Here is a 16019-nt window from a genome sequence, read left to right as displayed (position 1 = left end):
GAAGTCTTTAGCTGTACCACCGTATACTTTTGCAAGTACGTTAGTGATTGCTGCAGTTAGGGTAGTTTTACCGTGGTCAACGTGGCCGATTGTACCAACGTTTACGTGCGGTTTTACGCGTTCAAACTTTTCTTTTGCCATCTTAAAAAATTCCTATAAAGAAATTAACGCCTGACCCACTATTGGGCCAGACAAGCTAAATCATATAACAGCGCGAGCTGCAATTATTGCATCTGCAACATTCTTAGCGGCTTCTGCATACTTTAAAAACTCCATAGAGTAAGATGCACGGCCTTGTGTTGCAGATCGCAGATCAGTTGCATAACCAAACATTTCAGAAAGTGGCACTTGTGCATTAATTTGCTTAAGACCACCGAATGCTTCTTCCATGCCTTCGATCATGCCGCGGCGACGGTTTAAGTCACCAACTACATCACCCATGTTTGCTTCAGGAGTGATAACTTCAACCTTCATTACTGGTTCTAGAAGAGCAGGGTTTGCTTCAAGCGCCCCTTTCTTCATCGCCATTGAACCTGCAATTTTAAATGCCATCTCATTCGAGTCTACATCATGGAATGAACCATCATATAAAGTCGCTTTAACGCCAAGTAATGGGTAGCCTGCCAGCACACCTTGAGCCATTTGCTCTTGGATGCCTTTATCTACCGCAGGGATGTATTCTTTTGGAACGGCACCACCAACGACTTCGTTAACGAATTCGTAAATTGGGGCGTCGTTGTCCGAAATATCCATCGGTTCAAGTTTAAGCCAGACGTGACCATATTGACCACGACCACCTGATTGACGTACGAACTTCCCTTCAACTTCAACAGTTGAACGGATAGCTTCACGGTATGCAACCTGCGGCTTACCAACGTTACATTCAACACTGAATTCACGTTTCATACGGTCGACAATGATATCAAGGTGAAGTTCACCCATACCAGAAATAATAGTCTGGCCTGATTCTTCGTCAGTTTGTACTCTGAAAGATGGATCTTCTGCTGCTAGTTTACCTAGTGCAATACCCATCTTATCTTGGTCAGCGATTGTGCGAGGCTCAACCGCAACAGAGATAACTGGCTCTGGGAACTCCATACGCTCAAGCGTAATAATAGAGTTCGGATCACACAGTGTTTCACCTGTTGTTACGTCTTTAAGACCAATAGCCGCTGCGATGTCGCCTGCATAGACTACTTTGATCTCTTCACGTGAGTTTGAATGCATCTGAACGATACGACCAAGTCGCTCACGCTTACTTTTAACTGGATTGTATACCGCGTCACCCTGTTTAACAGTACCAGAGTAAACACGGAAGAAGGTCAAGGTGCCAACGAACGGGTCTGTCGCAATCTTAAAAGCAAGTGCGGCAAACGGTGCGTTGTCATCAGCAGGACGCTCTTCCTCAGTACCATCTTCAATGATACCTTGGATTTGTTTCACTTGTGTTGGCGCAGGCATATATTCAATAACAGCATCAAGCACAGCTTGAACACCTTTATTTTTAAATGCGCTACCACACGTCATGGGAACAATTTCGTTTGCTAATGTACGCTGACGTAACGCTGATTTAATTTCAGCTTCGGTCAGGTCTTCACCTTCTAGATATTTATCCATTAGCTCTTCTGACGCTTCAGCAGCGCTTTCAACTAAGTGAGAGCGCCATTCTTCTGCAAGCTCAAGAAGGTCTGCCGGAATGGCCTCATAAGAGAAAGTCATGCCTTGATCTTCGGCATTCCAGTTAATGGCTTTCATCTTAATGAGGTCAATAACACCTTTAAAATCGTCTTCAGCACCAATTGGTAGCTGAATTGGAACAGGCGTTGCTCCAAGACGAGATTTCACCTGGCTAACAACCGTTAAGAAGTCAGCGCCAGTGCGATCCATTTTATTTACGAAGATCATACGAGGAACTTCATATTTGTTCGCTTGACGCCAAACTGTCTCAGTTTGCGGCTGTACACCTGATGAAGCACAAAGAACAACTACCGCACCATCAAGTACACGTAAAGAACGCTCTACTTCGATAGTGAAATCTACGTGTCCTGGAGTATCAATAATATTGATACGATGGTCGTCAAATTGCGCGTCCATCCCTTTCCAGAAACACGTTGTTGCAGCAGAAGTGATTGTGATACCACGCTCTTGTTCCTGCTCCATCCAATCCATAGTTGCAGCGCCATCATGTACTTCACCAATCTTATGAGAAAGACCGGTGTAGAACAGAACACGTTCTGTTGTGGTGGTTTTACCTGCATCTACGTGAGCGCAAATACCTATATTACGATAGCGCTCAAGTGGAGTTGTACGTGCCATAAAATCCTCTTAAAGGTTAAGGGCAGATTACCAACGGTAATGAGCGAATGCTTTATTCGCTTCAGCCATACGGTGAACGTCTTCACGTTTCTTAACCGCAGTGCCTTTGTTGTCAGCAGCGTCAACGATTTCTTGAGCTAAACGTAAGCCCATAGATTTTTCGCCACGCTTACGTGCAGCGTCTACTAACCAACGCATACCTAATGCGTTGCGACGTACTGGACGTACTTCAACTGGTACTTGGTACGTTGAACCACCAACACGGCGAGATTTAACCTCTACCTGTGGGCGAACGTTATCAAGTGCAGCTTCAAAGATTTCTAGGTGCGACTTGCCTGATTTCTCAGCAGCCACGTCTAACGCACCATAAACGATTTTTTCAGCAGTAGATTTCTTGCCGTCTAACATTACTACGTTAACGAATTTAGCAAGAAGTTCCGATCCGAACTTAGGATCTGGAAGAATTTTACGTTGACCTATTACGCGTCTTCTAGGCATTTTGTATCTCCGGTATCTTCAGGTTTGCTCTTTTAGAGTCAATACCCAAAACAATTAATTTAAAAATTTAGTGCTTGGCCTTACTAACGGAGAACCATTAGCCCTTAGGGCGTTTAGCACCGTATTTAGAACGAGCTTGACGACGGTCGCTTACGCCTGCACAGTCAAGTGCACCACGAACAGTGTGGAAACGCACACCTGGTAAGTCTTTAACACGACCACCACGGATTAGGATTACACTGTGCTCTTGTAGGTTGTGGCCTTCACCACCAATGTAAGATGTTACTTCGAAACCGTTTGTTAAACGTACACGCGCTACTTTACGTAATGCAGAGTTTGGTTTCTTAGGTGTAGTTGTATATACGCGAGTACATACACCACGCTTTTGCGGACACGCTTTAAGCGCAGCTGAGTTACTTTTAGTAACCTTGCTACGACGTGGCTTACGCACTAGCTGGTTAATAGTTGCCATTTAAATAGCTCCTGAAATTAAAATTACTACTGAAAAAATAAAAAAATCCGCCCTGTTTACATGCTCGTTACAAAACGTGCAGGCAAATGGGTGGCGGAATTTTAATGAGCAAAGTTTAACCTGTCAACCTTAACTCATCGCAAGGCAGCAGATAACTGCCTCGCGACTACTTAATCTATTGATTAAGTTGAGATTATTGGTTTCCAGAGATATCAGCATTAAGTGCGTCAGTTAATGCTTGAGTTGCCTCTTCAGCGCTAACAGTCTGCTCTTCGATGATTTCACCTTGCTTACGACGGTTCAAACGGTCTTGGTGATACGCAAAGCCAGTACCGGCTGGGATCAGACGACCCACGATTACGTTCTCTTTCAGACCACGAAGCTCATCGCTCTTACCATTTACAGCGGCTTCAGTAAGGACACGTGTTGTCTCCTGGAACGAGGCTGCTGAAATGAAAGATTCTGTTGCAAGTGACGCTTTAGTGATACCCATTAACTGGATTTCAAATTTAGCTGGGATCTTGCCTTGCTTTTCAAGGTCGCGGTTCGCGATATTAACGCGTGCCACTTCAACTTGTTCACCGGCTAAGAACTCAGTGTCACCGCCGTCAAGAATGATACATTTACGTAGCATCTGACGAATAATTGTCTCAATGTGCTTGTCATTGATCTTAACGCCCTGCAAGCGGTAAACCTCTTGCACTTCGTTAACGATATAGTTTGCAACATGAGTTACACCACGTAGGCGTAAGATGTCATGTGGTGATTCTGGACCATCGGCGATAACCTCACCTTTAGACACTTGCTCACCTTCGAACACGTTAAGTTGACGCCATTTAGGAATCATCTCTTCGTATGCGTCACCCTCAGCTGGCGTGATTACAAGACGCTTCTTACCTTTCGTTTCTTTACCGAAGCTAATTGTACCGGTGATTTCTGCAAGAATTGCAGGATCTTTCGGCTTACGTGCTTCGAATAAGTCAGCTACGCGAGGTAGACCACCCGTGATATCACGAGTCTTCGAACCTTCTTGCGGAATACGTGCAAGTACGTCACCTGGGTTTGCTGTCGCGCCGTCTGTTACTTCAATCGTTGTGAATGAAGGAAGACGTGTTTCTTGCAGACCACGCTCATCGCTTTCGATGATTAGTTTAGGTTCTTTCGCATTTACTTTACCTAAGTCTTTAACAACCACACGTGTTAAACCAGTTAACTCATCTGTTTGTGCTTCGGTATTTGAGTCATCAATATCGCTGAACGAGATTTTTGACTTATGCTCAAGAACGATTGGGTGACTATGCGGATCCCAAGTCGCAACGATATCGTTACCTTGAACTTCCGAATTATCTTGTACTGTTAACACGGCACCGTAAGGTACTTTATAACGCTCTTTCTCACGACCAAAGCTATCGATGATAGTGATCTCTGTTGAACGAGACGTGATAACAATCTTACCGTCTGTGTTTAATACGTACTTCGCATTGTGTAACTTCAATGTACCGTTAGTTTTAACTTGTACACTGTTCTCAGCAGACGCTCGAGATGCCGCACCACCGATGTGGAAGGTACGCATTGTAAGCTGTGTACCCGGCTCACCGATTGATTGTGCCGCGATAACACCTACTGACTCACCTGGATTGATGATGTGGCCACGCGCAAGGTCACGACCGTAACACTTAGCACATACACCAAAGTCATTATCACAGGTGATAACTGAACGAACGCGTACTTCATCCACTGAGTGCTCTTCTAAAAGGTCACACAGTTTTTCGTCAAGCATAATGTTACGCTCAACAAGTACTTCGTTAGTACCAGGAATAACAACATCTTCAGCAACAACACGACCAAGTACACGCTCGCGAAGTGCTTCTACAACGTCACCACCTTCAATAAGCGGTTTCATTGTTAAGCCATCTTCTGTGCCACAATCGTCTTCGTTGATTACTAAGTCTTGTGCAACGTCTACTAGACGACGCGTTAAGTAACCCGAGTTTGCTGTTTTAAGTGCTGTATCGGCAAGACCTTTACGCGCACCGTGCGTTGAGATGAAGTACTGTAGTACGTTTAGACCTTCACGGAAGTTCGCCGTGATTGGTGTCTCGATGATTGAACCATCTGGACGTGCCATTAGACCACGCATACCCGCTAACTGACGGATCTGAGCGGCGCTACCACGTGCACCAGAGTCGGCCATCATAAACACTGAGTTGAATGAAGATTGCTCTTCTTCTTCACCTTTCGCGTTGATTACCGTGTCTTTTGATAAGTTCGCCATCATCTCACGTGATAAGTTTTCATTTACACGTGACCAGATATCGATAACTTTATTGTACTTTTCACCAGCCGTTACAAGACCTGATTGGAATTGTTGGTTGATTTCAGTTACTTCAGCTTCCGCTGATTCAATGATTTCTGCTTTAACCGGTGGGATAACTAAGTCATCAATACCGATTGAAACACCTGACTTCATTGCGTAGTGGAAACCGGTGTACATTACTTGGTCAGCAAAGATAACAGTATCTTTAAGACCTAGACGACGGTAACACTCGTTTAATAAGCCAGAAATCTGTTTCTTACCTAGGGCTTGGTTGATTAGCTCAAACGGCATGCCTTTAGGTAGGATAAGTGAAAGAATCGCACGACCTACTGTTGTTTCAACAATAGTAACGTAATCAACTGCTTCACCTTCTTCATTCTTAATTGTCTCGCTGATACGTACTTTTACGCGCGCATGTAGCTCAGCGTTACCGCTGCGGTATGCTTTTTCAGCTTCTTTAGGATCTTTAAATACTGCACCTTCGCCTTTCGCATTAATGCGATCACGCGTCATGTAGTAAAGACCTAATACAACGTCCTGTGAAGGAACGATGATTGGCTCACCATTCGCTGGAGACAGAATGTTGTTTGTAGACATCATTAGAGCACGTGCTTCTAACTGTGCTTCAAGCGTTAACGGTACGTGTACCGCCATTTGGTCACCATCGAAGTCAGCGTTGTACGCCGCACATACTAATGGGTGTAAATGAATCGCTTTACCTTCAATTAGCACAGGTTCGAACGCTTGGATACCCAAACGGTGAAGTGTCGGTGCACGGTTAAGTAACACTGGATGTTCACGAATTACTTCGTCTAAAACATCCCATACTTCTGCCACTTCACGCTCAACCATCTTCTTCGCTGCTTTGATAGTCGTAGCCATGCCGCGACGCTCAAGTTTGCCGTAGATAAATGGTTTAAACAGCTCAAGTGCCATCTTCTTAGGAAGACCACACTGGTGTAGTTTAAGCGTAGGACCTACTGTGATTACAGAACGACCAGAGTAATCTACACGTTTACCAAGTAAGTTCTGACGGAAACGACCTTGCTTACCTTTGATCATATCAGCAAGCGATTTAAGAGGACGTTTGTTAGAACCTGTAATCGCACGACCGCGACGACCGTTATCAAGTAGCGCATCAACCGCTTCTTGTAACATACGTTTTTCGTTGCGTACGATAATATCTGGTGCCGCTAAATCTAATAGACGCTTAAGACGGTTATTACGGTTAATAACACGACGGTAAAGGTCATTTAGATCAGATGTCGCAAAACGACCACCGTCTAGTGGTACTAATGGACGTAGATCAGGTGGCAATACTGGAAGTACTGTCATGATCATCCACTCAGGGTTGTTACCTGATTGGTGGAACGATTCCATTAATTTAAGACGTTTAGTGATCTTCTTACGCTTCGTTTCAGAGTTAATTGTTGGTAACTCTTCACGCATTTCAGCAATTAATTGGCCAAGATCAAGTTCACGAAGCAAGTCTAATACTGCTTCTGCACCCATCTTCGCTTCAAACTCATCGCCGTGCTCTTCTAGCGCATCTAGGTACTCTTCTTCACCTAAAAGCTGACCACGCTCAAGCGTTGTCATACCCGGCTCAGTTACCACGAATGATTCGAAGTAAAGTACGCGCTCGATGTCACGAAGTGTCATGTCTAGCATTAAGCCGATACGTGACGGTAATGATTTTAAGAACCAAATATGCGCAACTGGGCTAGCAAGCTCAATATGACCCATACGGTCACGACGCACTTTAGTCAGCGTTACTTCAACGCCACACTTTTCACAAATAACACCACGGTGCTTAAGGCGCTTATATTTACCACATAAACACTCATAATCTTTCACTGGGCCGAAGATACGGGCACAGAATAAGCCGTCGCGCTCAGGCTTGAAAGTACGGTAGTTGATTGTCTCAGGTTTCTTTACTTCACCGTATGACCATGAACGAACCATATCTGGCGAAGCAAGACCAATGCGAATTGCATCGAATTCTTCGGTCTTATTTTGTTGCTTCAGAAACTTAAGTAAGTCTTTCACCTTAGCTCTCCTGTCGGAGGTTAATCTTGAGGGCGAATAACTCGCCCCTACATTCTATTCGGCCTAACAGGTGCGGCTTATGCCGCACCTAAATGGCTTAATTTTCTTCCAACTCGATGTTGATACCCAGTGAGCGGATTTCTTTCAACAATACGTTGAACGATTCTGGCATACCTGGTTCCATCTTATGGTTACCATCTACGATGTTCTTATACATCTTAGTACGACCGTTCACGTCATCCGATTTCACTGTTAGCATTTCTTGTAGTGTATATGCAGCACCGTAAGCTTCTAGTGCCCACACCTCCATCTCACCGAAACGCTGGCCACCGAACTGCGCTTTACCACCCAGCGGCTGCTGAGTAACAAGGCTGTAAGAACCAGTTGAACGCGCGTGCATCTTGTCATCAACCAAGTGGTTAAGTTTCAGCATGTACATGTAACCAACGGTTACTTGACGTTCAAACTGATCGCCAGTACGGCCATCATAAAGTGTAACTTGACCGCTTCTTGGATAACCACCAAGCTCTAGTAAGTCTTTGATTTCGCTTTCACGAGCACCATCAAAGGCTGGAGTTGCGATCGGTAAACCACCTTTCAAGTTTTCAGCTAAGCGACGAACTTCATCATCAGAGAATGAGTCGATATCGACTTTCTGACGACAATCACCTAAATCGTAAACTTTCTTAACAAAGCTACGGATTTCGTGCAGTTCACGCTGCTCTTTCATCATTTCTTCAATGCGCTCACCCACACCACGTGCAGCAAGACCCATGTGTGTTTCTAGGATCTGACCGATGTTCATACGTGATGGTACACCTAGCGGGTTCAGAACGATGTCTACCGTACGACCTTTGTCATCGTATGGCATATCTTCTACTGGTACGATAGTCGAGATAACACCTTTGTTACCGTGACGACCCGCCATCTTATCACCCGGTTGGATACGACGTTTAACAGCTAGGTATACTTTAACAATTTTAAGTACGCCTGGTGCTAAGTCATCACCCTGAGTGATCTTACGACGTTTGTTTTCAAACTTCTTATCGTATTCAGCTTTAAGCTCATCGTACTGGGCAGCTAGTTGCTCAAGCTCTGATTGCTTGTCTTCTTGAGCAAGGCTTTGAGTAAGCAGCTTTTCAGCATTAAGTGATGCAATTGTGTCTGCGTTCAGACCAGCGTCAACAAGTAGCTTACGAGCACGGTCTAATACACCGGCTTCTAAGATACGGAACTCTTCGTTGAAGTCTTTCTTCGCTTCGCGAAGCTGCATGTCTTCAACTTCTAACGCACGCTTATCTTTTTCAACACCGTCACGGGTGAAAACTTGTACGTCGATTACGGTACCTGTTACAGAGTTTGGTACACGTAAAGAGCTGTCTTTAACGTCTGACGCTTTCTCACCGAAGATCGCACGTAGTAGCTTTTCTTCTGGTGTTAATTGCGTTTCGCCTTTCGGAGTCACTTTACCTACTAGGATATCGCCGCCTTTTACTTCAGCACCGATATAAACAACGCCTGATTCATCAAGCTTGCCTAGTGCAGATTCACCTACGTTAGGGATATCTGCTGTGATCTCTTCAGGACCTAATTTAGTATCACGTGCGATACATTGTAGTTCTTGAATGTGGATAGTCGTTAGACGATCTTCTTGAACTACGCGCTCTGATAGTAGGATTGAATCCTCGAAGTTATAACCATTCCATGGCATGAATGCCACGCGAAGGTTTTGACCTAGTGCTAAGTCACCTAAGTCAGTCGAAGGACCATCTGCTAACACATCGCCACGTGTAACCGGCTCACCAACCATACACGTTGGTTTCTGGTTAATACATGTATTTTGGTTTGAGCGTGTGTATTTAGTAAGGTTGTAGATATCGATGCCCGCTTCACCTGGAACGCGCTCATCTTCATTTACATTTACAACGATGCGGCTTGCATCGGCATACATTACTTCACCACCACGCTTAGCAACGATCGTTACACCAGAATCTTTTGCTAGTGTAAGCTCGATACCTGTACCTACCAGCGGCTTGTCCGCGATAAGTGTCGGTACTGCTTGACGTTGCATGTTTGAACCCATCAATGCACGGTTCGCATCATCGTGTTCTAGGAACGGGATAAGCGCGGCCGCTACAGAGATCACCTGTTGTGGTGATACGTCCATATATTGTTGGTCCATTTTGCCCATAAAGGTTGATTCACCTTTGTGACGGCATGGAATTAGTTCATCAACAAACTCATTGTCATCGTTCAAGTTTGAGTTCGCCTGAGCGATTACAAACTGACCTTCTTCAATGGCTGATAGGTAATCAACTTCATCAGTTACAACACCGTTTACCACTTTACGGTAAGGTGTTTCTAAGAAACCATAGTCGTTTGTACGTGCGTACGTAGACAATGAGTTAATTAGACCGATGTTTGGACCCTCAGGTGTTTCGATTGGACATACACGACCATAGTGGGTTACGTGAACGTCTCGCACCTCGAAGCCAGCACGTTCACGTGTTAAACCACCCGGGCCTAATGCAGAAATACGACGCTTATGCGTTACTTCTGAAAGCGGGTTATTTTGGTCCATGAACTGTGATAACTGAGACGAACCGAAGAACTCTTTAACCGCTGCCGAAATTGGCTTAGCGTTAATAAGGTCTTGTGGCATTACCGCATCAAGGTCACCTAAGCTTAAACGCTCACGTACTGCACGTTCTACACGTACTAGACCAACACGGAATTGATTCTCAGCCATTTCGCCAACGCTACGGATACGACGGTTGCCTAAGTGGTCGATATCATCAACATCGCCAACACCGTTACGAATAGCGATAAGCACTTTCATAACAGCTACGATGTCTTCTTTCGATAATGTGCCAGGGCCTGTATCAGTGTCATAACCTACACGGCTATTGAACTTCATACGACCAACTGTTGATAAATCATAACGCTCTTCAGAGAAGAACAAGTTATCAAATAAGGCTTCAGCCGCGTCTTTCGTCGGTGGCTCGCCTGGGCGCATCATGCGATAAATTTCTACTAATGCTTCTAAACGGTTGCTTGTTGTGTCGATACGAAGGGTATCTGACATGTAGGCGCCGCTGTCAACTTCATTGATATATAACGTATCAATCTTAGTGTGACCTGCTTTAACCAACTCAGCCATTAGCTCAAGTGATAGCTCGTCATTCGCGTTAGCGATGATCTCACCCGTTGACTCATCAACGTAGTTTTTAGCTACAACACGACCAATGATGTACTCATGCGGTACTTCTAATTGGTTAATACCTTTTTTCTCGATGTTCTTGATGTGACGCGCAGTAATACGACGACCCGCTTCAACAAGGACTTCACCGTCATCGCCTTTGATATCAAAAGCGGCAGTTTCACCACGTAAACGTGAAGGCACAAGTTCCATAAGAACTTTACCGTCAGTTACTTCAAACGCAGTAGTATCGAAGAAGATATCTAAGATTTCTTCTGTAGAGAACTCTAGTGCACGTAAGATAATTGACGCCGGTAATTTACGACGACGGTCAATACGTACATATAGGTTATCTTTTGCATCAAACTCGAAGTCTAACCATGAACCACGGTAAGGAATTACACGCGCGTTATAAAGTACTTTACCTGACGAGTGAGTTTTACCGCGGTCGTTATCAAAGAATACACCAGGGCTACGGTGTAGCTGAGAAACGATAACACGCTCTGTACCATTGATTACAAAGGTACCGGTATCAGTCATGAGCGGAATTTCGCCCATGTAAACTTCTTGCTCTTTAATGTCTTTAACTGTGCCTGGTGCTTCTTTGTCCATCACCACAAGACGCAATTTTACGCGAAGTGGAGCAGAATAAGTCACACCGCGAATTTGACATTCTTTTACATCGAATACTGGCTCACCAATACGATAACTTACGTATTGAAGCTCAGAATTTCCCGAGTAGCTTTTGATCGGAAACACAGAACGGAAAGCAGCTTCCAAACCGTGATCGCCATCAGCGTCAGGGACTAAGAATTTTTTAAACGATTCTAACTGCGTCGACAGTAAGAAAGGTATATCCAAAACTTGTGGACGTTTACCAAAATCCTTACGGATACGTTTCTTTTCAGAATAAGAGTAAGCCATGGGGTTCCTCAGCTTGCTGATCTTTGACCCGACCTGTTCTTGTAAGAACAGACTTAACTGGCATCTATGCCAAGATGTACAACATTAAATTGTTGTTCTAGTTCACTCTGCTACTTTCAACACCTTTACAGGTAACAACTTGAAAATAAAGAGAAAATTAGATTTTATTTGCACTATAGGAAAACATCGCTCCATAGCGCAAAAAGGCCGGTGATTAAATAATCACCAGCCCTTGCCTGATTACTCAGGCAGCGAACCTAGCGTAAGCTAGATTACTTAACCTCAACTTCAGCACCAGCTTCAGTAAGGTCTTTTGCAAGCGCTTCAGCTTCTTCTTTAGATACACCTTCTTTGATAGGTGCAGGAGCTGATTCAACAAGTGCTTTAGCTTCTTTAAGGCCAAGACCAGTTGCACCACGTACAGCTTTGATTGCAGCAACCTTGTTAGCGCCAGCGCCAGTAAGGATTACGTCAAACTCAGTCTTCTCTTCAGCAGCTTCAGCAGCTGGACCAGCAACAACAGCAGCTGCTGCAGTTACGCCGAATTTTTCTTCCATTGCTTCAACTAGAGCAACAACGTCCATTACTGACATTTCAGCAATAGCATCAAGGATTTGGTCTTTAGTTACAGACATTACAAATTTCCTAATTATTACGGACTAATTTTAGTCCAAAAAAAATATTACACCGAAAGTGAACAAAAAAACAGCTTAAAATTAAGCAGCTTGCTCAGCTTTCTGTACACGTACTGCTTCAATTGTTTTACACAATTTGCCAGCAGACGCTTCTTTCATAGCGCTCATTAAGCGTGCAACAGCTTCGTCGTAAGTAGGTAGAGTTGCTAGCATAGCTGCGTCTACTACGTTACCTTCAAATGCAGCGGTCTTAACTTCGAATTTCTCGTTCTTCTTCGCGAAATCTGAGAAGATACGCGCAGCAGCACCAGGGTGCTCTGAAGAGAAAGCGATTAAGCTTGGACCAACAAATGAGTCAGAAAGGCACTCAAAATCTGTTCCTTCAACAGCACGTTTAGCTAAAGTGTTACGAACAACTTTCATCCATACACCAGCTGCACGAGCTTCTTTACGAAGGGCAGTGATAGCACCAACTGTTACACCACGAGAATCTGCAACAACTGCAGAAAGAGCACCAGTGGCTGCTTCGTTGACTTCAGCAACAATTGCTTTTTTGCCTTGAAGATTTAAAGCCATGGGTGTTACTCCTGGTTTAATGGGTCGCCGATATTGGCTTCCCTGTTCTACTCTTCCCCATCAATGATGGAGATGCTTTTTACGGCGAGAGCCAGAAGATTAGGAAAAATCTATCTGGGGATTCACACCGTCTACGTAGGTAAAAATATTAAGGCCGAAGCCGCCTACGGTCTTGGACGGAAGCCCAATTTATCGTTTATACCCGAAGGCGTACGAAATTATGGACTTCAACCCGAATTCTTTACTTGTTTTGAAATTAACTTTCTCAACAAAATGGCGCGAAATTATAGTTCAAATTTCGCGCCATGTAAACTCTTAATTAAGCAACAGTTGTGCTTAGAGAGTTTTGGTCAACAGCAACACCTGCGCCCATTGTTGTAGAGATAGTTACTTTCTTCACGTAAGTACCTTTTGCTTGAGAAGGTTTAGCCTTCTTAAGCGCAACAATAAGAGCTTCAAGGTTTTGTTGAAGTTGCTCAGCAGTGAAATCAACCTTACCGATAGTAGTATGGATGATACCGTTCTTATCGTTACGGTAACGAACTTGACCTGCTTTCGCGTTTTTAACTGCTTCTGCAACGTTAGGTGTTACAGTACCAGTTTTAGGGTTTGGCATTAGACCACGTGGACCTAAGATTTGACCTAGTTGACCAACAACGCGCATAGCGTCTGGAGATGCAACAACAACGTCAAAGTTCATCTCGCCTTTCTTAACTAGATCAGCAAGATCTTCCATGCCCACTAATTCAGCACCGGCTTCTTTTGCAGCTTCTGCATTAGCGCCTTGAGTGAATACAGCAACACGAACGTCACGACCAGTACCGTTAGGTAGTACAGTTGCACCACGAACGTTTTGGTCAGATTTACGAGCATCGATACCAAGGTTAACAGCAACGTCAACACTTTCTACGAATTTAGCTGTCGCTAACTCTTTTAAAAGAGCAACTGCTTCGTTGATTTCGTAATCTTTAGTCGCATCCACTTTTTCGCGGATTGTACGCATACGTTTAGTTAATTTTGCCATTATCTTAGTCCTCTACGTTCAAGCCCATCGCACGCGCAGAACCTGCGATAGTGCGAACTGCAGCGTCCATATCAGCTGCTGTAAGGTCAGGTCGTTTTGTCTCAACGATTTCTTCAAGTTGAGCACGAGTTACTGTACCCACTTTTTCAGTGTTAGGACGGCCAGAGCCTGATTTGATACCTGCAGCTTTCTTAAGTAAGTAAGCAGCCGGTGGCGTTTTCATTTCGAACGTGAAAGAACGGTCGCCGTAAACAGAGATCACTACAGGAACTGGAGCGCCTTTTTCGATAGATTCTGTACGTGCGTTGAACGCTTTACAGAATTCCATGATGTTTACACCGTGCTGACCTAGTGCTGGACCTACTGGAGGACTAGGATTAGCCATACCAGCGGCAACTTGTAGCTTGATAATAGCTTCAACTTTTTTAGCCATAATAAATACCTCATTTGGTGGGTCATAGCCTTGTGCGCGCGAGGACGCGTACTCTAACGGCTTCCCAGTTTAAAAATTGGTTCTCACTTTATGTGATAAAACAAGTTACTACTTGCCCTAACACAAAAAGGCCGCTGATTATAAGTTAATCAACGGCCTTTTTCAAGCATATTGCCAAAATATTAAACGATTTTGGCTGCTTTAATTTTTTATCTTACTTGTCTTGTTCAACTTGACCAAATTCAAGCTCAACTGGCGTAGAACGACCAAAGATAAGTACCGATACTTTTACGCGGCTCTTTTCGTAATCCACTTCTTCAACAACACCGCTGAAGTCAGCAAATGGACCATCGATAACACGAACAACTTCGCCTGGCTCAAATAATGTAGCTGGCTTAGGTGCTTCAGAGTTCTCTTGAAGACGGTTTAAGATGCGATCTGCTTCTTTTTGGCTGATTGGCGCTGGACGATCTGACGTACCACCAATAAAACCCATTACACGTGCAGTGCTGTTCACTAAGTGCCAGCTTGCATCGTTCATGTCCATTTGTACAAGTACATAACCTGGGAAGAATTTACGCTCAGATTTACGCTTTTGACCTGCGCGCATCTCAACAACTTCTTCCGTTGGTACTAATACTTCACCAAAACTATCTTCCAAACCTTCAATCTTGATATGCTCAAGAATAGTTTGTGCAACACGCTTCTCATAACCAGAGAAAGCTTGTACTACGTACCAACGTAGTTTCTTTTCGTTCTTCTCATCCGACATGGGATTAGATCTCCAATCCAGTTAAAAAGCCTACGGCGCGGAATAAAATGCCATCTAATCCCCAAAGGATAAGTGCCATAATCACAGTTGCAACCATTACAATTAATGTCGTATGGGTTGTTTCTTGGCGTGTTGGCCACACAACTTTACGTACTTCGATACGTGCTTCTTTAGCAAATGCTAAAAATGTACGACCTTTTTCTGTTAGTGAGGCAATGCCTAAACCCGCTGCAACAGCGACCACTACACCAATAGCACGCAACAATACAGACTGATCTGCATACATGTGATTACCAACTACTGCGCCTGCAAGTAGCGCAATCGCTACAATCCACTTAACTGAATCCATCGCACTTGATGGTGTTTCTACATTCGTGCTCATAATATTATTACCTTAACTACAGACACAACAACCCTGCGCGAAGGCAGGGTTAATCCATTAAAATCTAAACTTAAAAACAGACTTATTTAAACCGATTTTTAATTTCAGACTCCACACTTATTGTGTAAAAAGTGGCAGGGGCGGAGAGATTCGAACTCCCAACCGTCGGTTTTGGAGACCGCTGTTCTACCAATTGGAACTACGCCCCTGCAAAGTGGATGCCTATTATACTTACGCAATTCATTAACACAAGAGTAAAAGATACCCAGAAGTTAAAATCTCCACGGCTAGCGCATTTTAATCCCAGATTCTAACAGGGTTGAGCGATAATCATCGTCTAGCCCTGCCATTTTCTTTTTTCTCGCCATACTGGCTGTTTTAGTTGTATCTTGTTTAAATAACGCCATGGCTATTTTTCTCAT

The 16019-nt window shown here is 44.1% G+C and carries 12 protein-coding genes, 1 tRNA gene and 1 pseudogene; all 14 read right to left on the bottom strand.

The genetic code is table 11. The features are described from left to right. Nucleotides 1-141: GTP-binding protein (locus tag JIG41_RS18005; RefSeq protein WP_249406624.1), on the bottom strand; the 141-nt coding region annotated here is incomplete at its 3' end. A gap of 60 nt (nt 142-201) precedes the next feature. Next, nucleotides 202-2316, bottom strand: a complete 2115-nt coding sequence (gene fusA / locus JIG41_RS18000) for an elongation factor G (protein WP_036971554.1) — start codon at nt 2314-2316, stop codon at nt 202-204. Between the two features lie 27 nt (nt 2317-2343). Then, nucleotides 2344-2814 carry a 30S ribosomal protein S7 gene (gene rpsG / locus JIG41_RS17995; protein WP_036971557.1) on the bottom strand — a complete coding sequence of 157 codons (471 nt, stop codon included), beginning with the start codon at nt 2812-2814 and terminating at the stop codon, nt 2344-2346. A gap of 97 nt (nt 2815-2911) precedes the next feature. After that, nucleotides 2912-3286 (bottom strand): 30S ribosomal protein S12, encoded by a 375-nt coding sequence (gene rpsL, locus JIG41_RS17990; RefSeq protein WP_002958885.1) that lies wholly within the window; start codon nt 3284-3286, stop codon nt 2912-2914. A gap of 193 nt (nt 3287-3479) precedes the next feature. Beyond that, nucleotides 3480-7652, bottom strand: a complete 4173-nt coding sequence (rpoC, locus tag JIG41_RS17985) for a DNA-directed RNA polymerase subunit beta' (protein WP_036971561.1) — start codon at nt 7650-7652, stop codon at nt 3480-3482. Between the two features lie 97 nt (nt 7653-7749). Beyond that, nucleotides 7750-11775, bottom strand: a complete 4026-nt coding sequence (rpoB, locus tag JIG41_RS17980; RefSeq protein WP_036971565.1) for a DNA-directed RNA polymerase subunit beta — start codon at nt 11773-11775, stop codon at nt 7750-7752. A gap of 272 nt (nt 11776-12047) precedes the next feature. After that, entirely contained in the window at nt 12048-12410 is a 363-nt protein-coding gene (gene rplL / locus JIG41_RS17975) for a 50S ribosomal protein L7/L12 (RefSeq protein WP_036971568.1), read from the bottom strand. 81 nt (nt 12411-12491) lie between these two features. Further along, nucleotides 12492-12986: a 50S ribosomal protein L10 gene (gene rplJ / locus JIG41_RS17970; RefSeq protein ID WP_036971571.1), complete on the bottom strand. Its 495-nt coding sequence runs from the start codon at nt 12984-12986 to the stop codon at nt 12492-12494. Between the two features lie 319 nt (nt 12987-13305). Further along, a complete protein-coding gene (rplA, locus tag JIG41_RS17965; protein WP_036971573.1) occupies nt 13306-14010 on the bottom strand; it encodes a 50S ribosomal protein L1 in 705 nt (234 codons plus the stop codon). 4 nt (nt 14011-14014) lie between these two features. Then, complete coding sequence (rplK, locus tag JIG41_RS17960; RefSeq protein WP_036971575.1) at nt 14015-14443, bottom strand: 50S ribosomal protein L11; 429 nt, start codon at nt 14441-14443, stop codon at nt 14015-14017. A gap of 214 nt (nt 14444-14657) precedes the next feature. Further along, a complete protein-coding gene (gene nusG, locus JIG41_RS17955) occupies nt 14658-15215 on the bottom strand; it encodes a transcription termination/antitermination protein NusG (protein WP_036971577.1) in 558 nt (185 codons plus the stop codon). Nucleotides 15216-15219: 4 nt separating this feature from the next. Continuing rightward, nucleotides 15220-15597, bottom strand: coding sequence for a preprotein translocase subunit SecE (gene secE / locus JIG41_RS17950; protein WP_036971579.1), 378 nt, complete (start codon nt 15595-15597; stop codon nt 15220-15222). Nucleotides 15598-15729: 132 nt separating this feature from the next. Then, a tRNA-Trp gene (locus tag JIG41_RS17945) sits at nt 15730-15806 on the bottom strand. Nucleotides 15807-15884: 78 nt separating this feature from the next. Next, nucleotides 15885-16019: pseudogene (locus JIG41_RS22955) on the bottom strand (ISAs1 family transposase); the annotation flags it as partial.

Source organism: Pseudoalteromonas sp. bablab_jr011 (assembly GCF_016464045.1).
Classification (GTDB): domain Bacteria; phylum Pseudomonadota; class Gammaproteobacteria; order Enterobacterales; family Alteromonadaceae; genus Pseudoalteromonas; species Pseudoalteromonas lipolytica.
The sequence above is the reverse complement of the archived record's forward strand: the minus strand, read 5'-3'. Positions and strand labels throughout refer to the sequence as shown.

Bases quoted from the DNA above. Each gene is read 5' to 3' on its own strand.
- rplJ (WP_036971571.1), bottom strand. From the start codon at position 12,986: ATGGCTTTAAATCTTCAAGGCAAAAAAGCAATTGTTGCTGAAGTCAAC.
- rplA (WP_036971573.1), bottom strand. From the start codon at position 14,010: ATGGCAAAATTAACTAAACGTATGCGTACAATCCGCGAAAAAGTGGAT.
- secE (WP_036971579.1), bottom strand. From the start codon at position 15,597: ATGAGCACGAATGTAGAAACACCATCAAGTGCGATGGATTCAGTTAAG.
- nusG (WP_036971577.1), bottom strand. From the start codon at position 15,215: ATGTCGGATGAGAAGAACGAAAAGAAACTACGTTGGTACGTAGTACAA.
- rpsG (WP_036971557.1), bottom strand. From the start codon at position 2,814: ATGCCTAGAAGACGCGTAATAGGTCAACGTAAAATTCTTCCAGATCCT.
- rplK (WP_036971575.1), bottom strand. From the start codon at position 14,443: ATGGCTAAAAAAGTTGAAGCTATTATCAAGCTACAAGTTGCCGCTGGT.
- rpsL (WP_002958885.1), bottom strand. From the start codon at position 3,286: ATGGCAACTATTAACCAGCTAGTGCGTAAGCCACGTCGTAGCAAGGTT.
- rpoB (WP_036971565.1), bottom strand. From the start codon at position 11,775: ATGGCTTACTCTTATTCTGAAAAGAAACGTATCCGTAAGGATTTTGGT.
- fusA (WP_036971554.1), bottom strand. From the start codon at position 2,316: ATGGCACGTACAACTCCACTTGAGCGCTATCGTAATATAGGTATTTGC.
- rplL (WP_036971568.1), bottom strand. From the start codon at position 12,410: ATGTCTGTAACTAAAGACCAAATCCTTGATGCTATTGCTGAAATGTCA.